This window comes from Salinispora goodfellowii, from assembly GCF_059570675.1.
In genome coordinates, this window is sequence record NZ_JCANTD010000045.1 from 18,258 (window position 1) to 27,852 (window position 9,595).

11 protein-coding genes are annotated in these 9,595 nt (G+C 72.1%); 2 read left to right on the top strand and 9 right to left on the bottom strand.

All coding sequences use genetic code 11. The annotated features are described in order from the left end of the window. Positions 1-18 precede the first annotated feature (18 nt). Genes T398_RS24710 through T398_RS24740 form a run of 7 tightly spaced genes read right to left on the bottom strand, consistent with a single transcriptional unit; the run spans position 19 to position 6,368 of the window. Complete coding sequence (locus tag T398_RS24710; protein ID WP_496450232.1) at positions 19-888, bottom strand: type II secretion system F family protein; 870 nt, start codon at positions 886-888, stop codon at positions 19-21. Continuing rightward, positions 885-1,787 (bottom strand): type II secretion system F family protein, encoded by a 903-nt coding sequence (locus T398_RS24715; RefSeq protein WP_496450233.1) that lies wholly within the window; start codon positions 1,785-1,787, stop codon positions 885-887. Before T398_RS24715 ends, T398_RS24710 begins: the two co-directional genes overlap by 4 nt. Then, positions 1,784-3,310, bottom strand: a complete 1,527-nt coding sequence (locus tag T398_RS24720; RefSeq protein WP_496450234.1) for a TadA family conjugal transfer-associated ATPase — start codon at positions 3,308-3,310, stop codon at positions 1,784-1,786. Before T398_RS24720 ends, T398_RS24715 begins: the two co-directional genes overlap by 4 nt. Next, complete coding sequence (locus T398_RS24725) at positions 3,300-4,127, bottom strand: CpaE/TadZ family protein (protein WP_496450235.1); 828 nt, start codon at positions 4,125-4,127, stop codon at positions 3,300-3,302. Before T398_RS24725 ends, T398_RS24720 begins: the two co-directional genes overlap by 11 nt. Positions 4,128-4,129: 2 nt before the next feature. Beyond that, positions 4,130-4,789 (bottom strand): SAF domain-containing protein, encoded by a 660-nt coding sequence (locus T398_RS24730; RefSeq protein WP_496450236.1) that lies wholly within the window; start codon positions 4,787-4,789, stop codon positions 4,130-4,132. Next, a complete protein-coding gene (locus T398_RS24735; RefSeq protein ID WP_496450237.1) occupies positions 4,786-5,832 on the bottom strand; it encodes a hypothetical protein in 1,047 nt (348 codons plus the stop codon). Before T398_RS24735 ends, T398_RS24730 begins: the two co-directional genes overlap by 4 nt. Next, positions 5,826-6,368 (bottom strand): hypothetical protein, encoded by a 543-nt coding sequence (locus tag T398_RS24740; RefSeq protein WP_496450243.1) that lies wholly within the window; start codon positions 6,366-6,368, stop codon positions 5,826-5,828. The genes T398_RS24735 and T398_RS24740 overlap by 7 nt, the downstream gene beginning before the upstream one ends. 369 nt (positions 6,369-6,737) lie before the next feature. On the opposite strand from T398_RS24740, the gene T398_RS24745 reads away from it, so the two are divergent. Beyond that, positions 6,738-7,499 (top strand): prepilin peptidase, encoded by a 762-nt coding sequence (locus T398_RS24745; RefSeq protein ID WP_496450238.1) that lies wholly within the window; start codon positions 6,738-6,740, stop codon positions 7,497-7,499. Positions 7,500-7,659: 160 nt separating this feature from the next. Here the strand turns inward: T398_RS24745 and T398_RS24750 are convergent, their stop codons facing one another. Together T398_RS24750 and T398_RS24755 are read right to left on the bottom strand one after the other, a co-directional pair. Continuing rightward, positions 7,660-7,851, bottom strand: coding sequence for a DUF397 domain-containing protein (locus T398_RS24750; RefSeq protein ID WP_496450239.1), 192 nt, complete (start codon positions 7,849-7,851; stop codon positions 7,660-7,662). Beyond that, positions 7,838-8,635, bottom strand: a complete 798-nt coding sequence (locus T398_RS24755; protein ID WP_496450240.1) for a helix-turn-helix domain-containing protein — start codon at positions 8,633-8,635, stop codon at positions 7,838-7,840. Before T398_RS24755 ends, T398_RS24750 begins: the two co-directional genes overlap by 14 nt. Positions 8,636-9,305: 670 nt before the next feature. On the opposite strand from T398_RS24755, the gene T398_RS24760 reads away from it, so the two are divergent. Then, on the top strand, positions 9,306-9,595 hold a 290-nt coding region (locus tag T398_RS24760; RefSeq protein ID WP_496450241.1), incomplete at its 3' end, for a hypothetical protein.

The window sequence follows — 9,595 nt, forward strand, 5'->3', positions numbered from 1 at the left end:
CTCCTTATCGGACGGTCGTCAGAGGCGGGCGAGGAACGGGTAGGTGGCGAAACCAAGCAGTACGAAGACGAGCAGGGCACCCGGGATGTCCAGTCGGCCGGTCACCCCCTCCGCCCGCGCCAGGTTGTCGGTGCGGATCTGGTCACGCAGCGAGTCGGCCCGGCTGCGCAGGGTCTCGTGCACCTGCGCGCCCTCGCTGCCCGAGGAGCGCATGATCGCGCCCACGTCACCGAGCTCCGGAATGCCGATCTGGTCGGCGAGGTCCCGCAGTTCGTCCCAGGGTGAGTGCATCTGGAGTTGGGCCAGGCGCAGCGACTCCCGGATCCGGTCGAAGACCCAGCCGTCGCAGACCTCCGCCGCCCGCTCCAGCGACTGCACCGGCCCGTGCGCGGCGGAGAGCTGCAACGCCACCAGATCCAGGTAGGTGCAGACGGCGGCCCGGAACTCGCCGCGGGCCGCCTCCGCCTTGGTCAGCACCGCGCGGTGCGCGAGCCACGCGCAGATCAGCGCCAGGCCGAGACTGCCCAGCACCGGTACGGCCACCGGCAGCCCGACGCCCGTGGCGGCGAAGGTGACACTGAGCAGGGTCGGCGAGGCGAGTCCGATCAACGCGGAGAGCAGCAGCGACAGGGCGTACTGCTCGGGGGTACGGCCGAGCAGGGCGAGCTGTTGGTGCGGCGGACGCAGCCACCGGGTAAGCCCGGTCAGCCACTCCAGCCGCTGGCCGGCGGCCCCGGCCGGGTGGGACCCTCCCGGCGGCTGGTGCAGCCGCCGCAGCGCGGGGCCGAGCGCCGGGGTCGCCGGAAGGAGCTCCTGGACCACCAGGAAAACCCCGAGCCCGGCCAGCGCCCCGGCGGTCACCGCGATGGTCAACAGCCAGTTCGTCACGCCAGCACCTCCTGCGACTCGGGCGCCGGCAGGAAGCGGGCCGGCCGCGGCGGCTGACTCATCGCGCGGACCCAGGCCAGCAGGACGACGAAGGTGATCCCGAGCACCGCCATCACGACTTGCCCGGTCGGGGTGCCGTACGGGCGGATGTAGTCGGTGTTGAGCAGCCCGTACGCGAGCACCGCCAGGGTCATGCCGGTGAGGAAGCGGACCGCGAACCGGGGCTGGGTACGTTTGGCCTCGATCTCGCGCCGGGTGGCTACTTCGGCGCTGGCGGCTGCGGCGATCGAGCCGAGTACGTCGCCGAGGCGCTCACCCCGGTCGGTCAGGTGCAGGATCAGCGCCGCCACCACCTGGTCGCAGACCGGGTCGGCGATCTCGTCGGCGAAGGCCAGCAGGGCGGGGCGGGCCAGCCAGCCGGCCTGGAGGCGGGCGGCGAGCAGCCGTACCTCCTCTTGGATCTCCTCGGGTGCGGTGGCGACGGTACCGGTGATCGCGGCCTGCAGGCCCTGCCCGGTGGCCGAGATGTCCTTGAGTCGTCGGGTCCACTCACCGACCGCCTCGATCCGGGCGATGGCCTGTTGCTCGGCCCGGCCCACCGAGAAGAGCCAGGGCGTGCCGGGAACGGCGACGGCGACCAGCAGGCCGACCACTGGGAGCCCGGTCAGCAGGAAGCCCAGCGCGCCGGCGAACACCGCGCCGACGAGGAGCAGCTGGAGGGAGTGGCGTTCCCGCGCCGTGGCGCCGAAGCCAAGCCAGCTGAGCCCGCGCCGGGCGCCGGGGCGGGGTCCGGGTGGACGGCGGGTGCCGACGATCGCGACGCCGGCCAGCAGCAGCCCGGCCACGCAGGCGGCGCCGGCGAGCACCGCGACGAGTTCGATGTCGACGGCGGCGGTCATCGTTGGGCCAGCCGCGGGTGTCTGGGGCGTCGCCAGGCGCCGCTGCCCGCCTCGATCCACCGGCTCAGCAGTCGGGTGTCATAACCGACCCGCAGGAGCTGCGCGCGGATCCGCTCCGGCAGGTGCCGGGGCACCGCCCGCCCGTCCGGGCCGGGCCCGAAGACCGTGGTGGTGGTGATCCGGTCGCTGTCGCCGACGCCGATCACCTCCTCGATGTGGGAGACGAAGCGGTGCTTGCGGCCGCCGATCGCGGTCTCGTCCTCGATGGTGACGTAGATGATCAGGTCGAGGGCGTTGCCGGCCATCCGGCGGGCCTGGTCCACGGTCATCTCCCGGCCGTGCGCCAGGGCCAGCTCGATGATCCGGTCGCCGACGCCGGCCGGGGTGCGGGCGTGGATCGTGCACATCGAGCCGCGGCTGGTGGTCATCGCCTGGAGCATCGGCACGATCTCCCGGGAGCGGACCTCGCCGACGATGATCCGCAGGACGCCCATCCGCAGCGACACCGGGATGAGGTCGGCGATGCTGACCTCACCGGCCGGGCGGCCGTCCGGTCCGCGTTCACCGTGCCCCTCGCGGGCTTCGAAGCTCATCACCGCCCGATGCCGGTCGCCGCGGTGGGCCGGTAGCAGCTCCCGGCTCTCCTCCAGCAGCACGTACGGCTCATCGGCCGGGATCTCGTTCATCAGGGCCCGGATGACGGTCGTCTTACCCGCCCCGGCCAGGCCGGCGACCATGATGTTCAGGCCGGCGCGCAGGGCGGCGCGGAGGAAGTCGCGCAGCAGCGGGTCGAGCATCTCGTCCAGGTCGTTCCGGCCGCCCGCGAGGTCGTCCAGCCCCACATCGAGCGTGTTGTGCTTGCGGATCACCGCGTAGGGGCGGTGGCTGACCAGGAACACCGCGGCGAGCCGGCTGCCGTCGGGCAGTTGCAGGTCGAGGGTGGGCTTGGAGGTGGAGAGCGAACGTTCGGTGGCGCCCGCCCGCCGGGCCGCCGCCTGCAGGATCTCCACCAACTCCTCGTCGCTGTCGGCGATCGGATCGATCCAGTCGACCCCGCCGCCGCGCCGGGTGACGCGCACCTGGTCGCAGCCGAGGATGTGCACCTCCTCGATGCTCTCGTCCACCAGCAGGGTCTGCAGCCGGCCGAGCCCGGCCAGCTCGGCGGTCACCTGGTCGAGCAGGAGCCGTTCCTCGTCGGCGGTGAGCGGGGTGCCGGCCCGGCGGACAGCGTCGGCGTACGCGGAGACGACCGCGACCGCCAGCCGGGCGCGCTCGGTGTCCTCGGCGTCGGGGTCGAACGCCCGGCCGCGCTGCCAGTGGGTGAGCCGTTCGCTGAGCTCCCGGCGCAGCTCGCGGACGACCTGGAAGTCAACCCGGGGGCGGGGCGGTGGCTCCGGCCGGGCAGCGGCGGGCCCCGGCTGCCCGCCGTTCGGCGGGGCCAGCGGGGGCGCGGTCGAGGTGACCGTCGGGGCGGCGGTCGGGGGGTGTCGCCGGGGGTCGGCGGAGACGGGTTCAAATCGCATTCGACGCCTCCTGCGGCGCAGCGCTGGCGCCTTCGTGGCCCGCCGCCGGCCAGGCCAGGCGGGCCCGCCGCCGGTCCAGCAGCGTCCCGATCGGCACCTCCAGCTCGCTGGCGGCGCACAGCAGCGGCCGACCGATCCGCACGGTCCCACCGAGGGTCAACACCTCAGCGGTACGCGGGTCGTGCGGCAGCCGCGCGACGACCGGCACCTGCAACGCCTTGCTGATCTCGCCACTCCCGTGCCCGTCACCGACCAGCAGCAGCCGCAGCGTGCCCGGGGCGACCCGGTGCTCGGTGAAGTCCCGCTGGATCGTCCGGACCAGCGCGCGGGTGGCCGAGACCTCGGGCAGCCGAGCCCGGGTTACCACCAGCACCACCGAGGCGGCGCGCAGGAGCGGCCAGGGCGGTCCGGGTACGTGCAGGCGGCCACAGTCGACGATCACGTCGTACGGCGGGTCGCCGTGGTCGAGTTCGGTGAAGAAGTCGGCGAACCGCTGCCAGAGCGGGGTGACGCTGCCAGCCTGGGCGGGGTCGACCACGCCGGGCAGCAGCAGTCGTTCCCGTCTCGGCGCGTCCAGGTCGACCAGCTGCGACCAGAACGCCGCCTCCAGGTTGCCGTCCCGCAGTTCCCCGACGGCCAGCTCGCCGATGCCCCGGGGACCGTCGAGCGTGCCACCGAGGTAGCCGGCGAGCAGGGATCCGCCCGCCGGGTCGCACTCGGCGAGCACCAGCCGCCGGTGCCAGGTCAGGGCGCAGGCCAGCGCCGAGGTGGTGACCCCGGGCGAGCCCTTCGCGGCGACCAGCGCGATGATCGCCATGCTCAGGCCGCCTCGGTGAGCACGATGGCGATCCGGTCCTGGGCCACCAGCGCCGCCACCGCCGGCACGTCCCGCACGGCGAGCGCCAGGTAGACCACCATCTCGTCGTCGTTCCCGACGATGCTGGCGTCGATCACGGTGGCCTCGAACCGGGTCGCCGTGGTGACCGACCGGTCGTCGTTGCCGGCCGGGGTGCTGACCAGGGAGACCTTGTCCCCGGGGTGCAGCCGGCGGGCCGGCGCCTGGGCCAGGTCCAGGCCCACCGAGAGCTGCTGCTGGCCGGGGGCGAGCAGCGGTTTGTCGGTGAGCTGCTCCATGGTGAGCAGCGTTCCGGGGACGAGCGACACCTTCGCCCGCTTCCCGACCACGTCGCCCTGCTGCCCGGCCGGCACCGGGGAGAGCCCCGCCCCACCGGCGACCTGCACGGTCACCAGGTCGTCGGCGCTGACCACCCGGCCGACCTCGACCGGTCGGGCCACCGCCAGGTAGCTGCCGGTGGCCCGGACCGCGTTGACGGCGAAGGCCGAACCGAGGCCGCCGAGGGCGATCAGGAGGACGGCGAGGCCGAGCAGGCCGGGGCGCATCCGGCGCTGCCGGAGCACCTTCGGCGGGGTGATCGGGGCGTCGGCTGTCGCCGCCGCGTTGCTGGTCGCGAGGCTCACTGGGTTACCACCTGAAGCTCATCGATCTCGATCGTCACGGTGCCGCTGGTCCGGGTGACCTCGAAGCTTCCGCTCTCGCCGCCGCCGCTCCAGCGCACCGTCCAGTGCGTGGTCGCCTGGATCTGGTACGCGCCGGGCTCCGGGTAGCCGCTGTGGTAGCCGCAGTCCGGGGAGCGTTTACCGGCCAGCGGGCTCTCCGACTCGTACGCCGTTCCGGGGCCGGAGCAGGTCACCTTGGTGCCGTTGCCCATGTCCCAGCGCACCCGGGTGACTTCCGCCGCGATCTGAACGGTCAACCCCCGGTCGCTGGCGGATGCCTGCTGCGGGCCGAAGTAGTGGCGGGGCTGGCCGGACCCGGCCGTGCTGGCCCACATCCACACCGGCAGGCCGACCAGCCCGGCGCCGATCCGGCGGCGGGGGGCGACGGCCACCCGCGGCGGGAGCAGGTCGATCGAGGCGAGCGCCGCCCGGGCCAGTTCCGCCGGGTCGGGCGGGGTGCCGAAGCCGGGCGGCGGGGCGTCGCGCAGCTCCGTCCGCTGCGAGCCGAGGTCACCCCCGTTGCAGGTCAACACATACCAGTCGAAGCCGTCCGGGGTGCCCTCGGGCCGGGGCTCGATCAGCTTGTAGTAGCAGCCGTCACCGTTGTGGAACCAGCCGAGCACCTCGTCGTAGCAGGGGATGACCTCGCCGTCCCACTGGCAGGTCGCACCGCCACCGCCCCCGCCGTCACCGGGGCCACCATCTCCCGGGCCACCGCCGTCACCGGGCTCGTCGTCCCAGACCTCGCAGGTGGTCTGCGAGGGTGGGCAGATCACATCCGGCGGATCGGCGGCCGACGCGGCGGCAACGGGCGGCGCGGCGGCAACGGGCGGCGCGGCGGCAACAGGTGGCGCGGCGGCAACAGGTGGTGCGGCGGCAACAGGTGGTGCGGCGGCGGCCGGCGCGGCGGCAACGGTCAGGCCGGTGGTGATCAGCGCTGCCAGCCCGCTGGTGATCAACACCCGCAGCGGGGTGCGGCGCGATCGGGCGGCCCGGGTCAGCATGGCTGGTCCTCGTGCGCGGCGCCGGTGTTGACCAGCCAGCGGCCATCCGGATATCGGGCCACGGTCACGGTCGCCAGATGCCGGGTGCTCTCGCTACCGGGGACGGCCCGCTCGTCTTTTGCGTAGACCAGCCGCCAGCCGGTCGCGTCGAGGCAGTCCTGGATCTCGACGATGGCCGGGACACTCACGAGGTCCACCGCGGTCACGACGGGGTCCGAACGGAGGGTACCGATGCGGATGGCGCCGTGCTCTTTGGCGGCGCGGATGGTGAATCGAACCCGGGTCAACAACGGGTCGGCCAGGTAGGTGGTGAGTTCCGGGTGGTGTGGGTCGCTGTCGCCACTCGCGTCCTGGGTCACCGCGAGATATCCGGAATAGGCGGCGAGCGCGGCTCGCCGAGCATTTCGCTCGTCCACTTTCCCCGATGCCGGGGCAGGTGGATCAACCACGCCCACGGCCTCGACCGGCGCTTCCCGGTCGGTGCCGCAGCCGGCCACGGCACCCAACACCGCGCCCACCACCAGGTACGCCGACACGCCCCTGCGCTGCCTTCCTCGCACTGTCCCGACCCTCCTCGTCGACCTTCACCGGGCGGTCGCTACCCGGTGAATCCGGACATGCGGAAGCGCGGCCGGATGGTGTCATCCGGGCCCCATACAAGGCATCCGCATTTACCGTTACCGACTTGTAAGAAAGCTGACTCCCACCCCGCCCACAGTTTCTTGATCGAATGGTTGCAGGGTCGCATTGCACTCAATGGGCGAGCATAGGCTGACGACAGCCGATACAACAGGGGCATTTCAGGTGAACACGCTCAGTAATGAGAGGCGGTGGGGTGTGCAGCTCTCGGGTCAGGTCAGCCGAGATCAAAGAGCCACCCAACAACTACTGTCCGTATTCATCCGATGGAGTTCAACATGACGGTGACCGGTTCCCGCCGTACCGCACCCCGTTCACTGCTGGCCGCGCTCATGATCACCCCGGCGCTCCGGCTCGCCGCCGTACGGCACTCCGTACCGGTGGGGGTGACGGCCCGGCTCGGCTGCGACGCCTGCGGCGCCCCGATCAGCCTGACCCAACCGGGGCCGGCGATCGGGCCACGCGCCCGGTGCGGCGGGTGCGGCGCGCGGGTCGGCCCACCACCCGGCACGGTGGAGGTCGCCGCGCTCGCCGCCGGCCTGACGCTGCTGCTAGCCGGCGGGCCCATCATCGAGGTGGCCGCGGTGGCCTGGTGGCTCGGTTGGGCGGTGCCGCTCGCCTTCGTTGACGCCGCGGTGCACCGGCTGCCGGACCGACTCACCGGCCCCGCCACGCTCGGCACCTGGCTGCTACTCGGCCTGGCCGCGACCCTCGACACCGGGTACGCCCCCTGGCTGCGCGCCACCGCCGCCGGGCTCGGCCTGGGCCTGCTCTTCGCCACCAGCACCCTCCTGCTCGGCCGGCGGGGCTTCGGGCTCGGCGACGCGAAGCTCGCGGTCGGGGTGGGCCTGCTGCTGGGCTGGCACGGGTGGCCGTTGCTGGTACTCGGGTTGCTGCTCGCCTTCACCCTCGCCGCCGGGACCGCCCTGGCGCTGCTCGCCACCGGCCGGGCCCGCTGGTCCAGCCACCTGCCCTTCGGCCCGTTCCTCCTGCTCGCCACCCCGGCCACGCTCCTGCTCACCGGGTGACCTCGCCCCCACCGCGCCGCGAGGCCCAGCGGTACACCCGGCCACCACGACGACGAAGCGCCCGTCCCCACGTGGGGACGGGCGCGGGTCGGTAAGACGGGCGCGGGTCGGTAAGACGGGCGCGGGTCGGTAAGACGGGCGCGGGTCGGGTCGCGGCGGGTCAGTCGCGGCCGGGCAACTGGGCGACGAACGCCGACCAAGCCCGGGGCCCGAACACCAGCGCCGGCCCGGTCGGGTCCTTGGAATCCCGCACCCCGACGATGCCGGGAAGGTTGTCGGCGACCTCGACGCACTCACCGCCGCTCGTGCCGCTGCGAGTGGACTTCTTCCAGCGAGCGTTACTGAGGTTCATGCAGGTACTCCGCTTCCTTGATCAGCGCGACCGATGAGGCTTGCGGGAGGGCGACGCCTCGCACGCACTCCCACCTGGTCTGAAGGGTAACTATCTCTTCCTCGGCATTGACAGGGTCGCCGGCAAGCTGGTTTTCCAGGTAGCCCACCCAGCCTCCATCCGGGATCATCGCCAGGGCGAGAGGACCGGAGAGTCCCACGTGCAACCCCGCGGCCGTGGGGATCATGTGAATGTGGAGGTACGGCAGCTCCGCCATCCGGAGTAGATGCGCGAGCTGCTCGGCCATGATGGTGTCCCCGAGCCGCAGCGCGCCCTCGTTGATGACGGCGACGATCTGCGGCGGCCGGTCGCGGGTCAGGATCTTCTGCCGCTCCAGCCGAGCCGAGACCTGCTGCTCCACCTCGGACTCGGGCCGGGTGTCGTCGAACCGCAGCACCGTGCGGGCGTAGTTCTCGGTCTGGAGCAGGCCCGGAATCAGGTTCGGGTGAAAGTAGCGGAGTTGCCGCGCGACCGCCTCGGCCTCCAGCCAGGGCTTGAACCAGGCCGGCTGCTCGTCCCGATGCGCCAACCGCAGCAGGGACTCGAAGAGGCCGCCGGTCTCCAGGATCTCGTCCGCCCGGCACGCGTACGGCAGGTCAACCATTCGGGTGCCGGTCTCCACCGCCGACACGGTCGACGCCGAATAGTTCGTTCGACGCCCGTACTCCTCCTGACTCATGCCGGCCAGCCCCCGCTGGCGGCGGAGCTGCACCCGGATGAGATCGGCGGCACATTCAGATTTCATCGGCCCTCCAGAGATTCTTCTAGATCGCCACACCACGCCAGTCCAACAAGCAAGATCGCCAAGCGTCGCCAGCCGAACCACCAAGATCGCCAGGCGTCGCCAGGAAATGAGCAAGATCGCCAGACGTCGCCAGCCCTACCAGCAAGATCGCCAAGCTTCGCCAGGAAAAGAGCAAGATCGCCAGACCCTCGCCAGGATCAGCATGAAGCCCTTCCGCCACGAGGTGGTTAACACACAGAGTGAATTGAGACGGCGTGAGCCGGTGGAGGGCATTCCCGCCGGAGGCGCTGTCGGACCGCCCCCACCCCCGCGCTGTCGGTGGGGGCGGTCCCTCCACCAACATCAAGGAGGTCCCCATGCGAATCCGCTGGTTTGGTTGGCGGCGGAGAAACACCGCACCACCCCGCCCGCACGGCACCAACGCGCCGTACCGCGCAGGCGGGGCACATCGCGCAGGCGGGGCACATCGCGCGAACAGAGCACCCCGCAGCAACGCGCCGTACCGGGCAAGCGGACCACACCGGGGAAGCAGGCCGTATCAGGCAAGTGAGCCCAGCCGCCCAGCGAACCTGCCGGCGTGGATGACCCAACCAACCCTCGCCGACCCCCAACCCGGACGCGTCGGCTGGCTCACCCCCGCCCAACAGTGGCGAGCCAACGGAGGCCGCTGGTGAACCCCCACCACCTACCCCAACCACGACTCGGCCCCCACCCCCAACACCCCCGCCACCACACCCGGAACCAACCACCCCACACACCCCTACGACCCATGTGGGCCTGCCGCGCCTGCGGCCACCCCTGGCCCTGCGCCGAAGCCCGCCTCCTCCTCAAAGCCGAATACGAAAACCGACAGCCAAGCCTCACCATCTACCTCGCCGGACTCCTCTACGAAGCCATGCACGACCTCTACCACCTCAACCCCCACGACGGACCGAACCCCCGCGAACTATTCGATCGTTT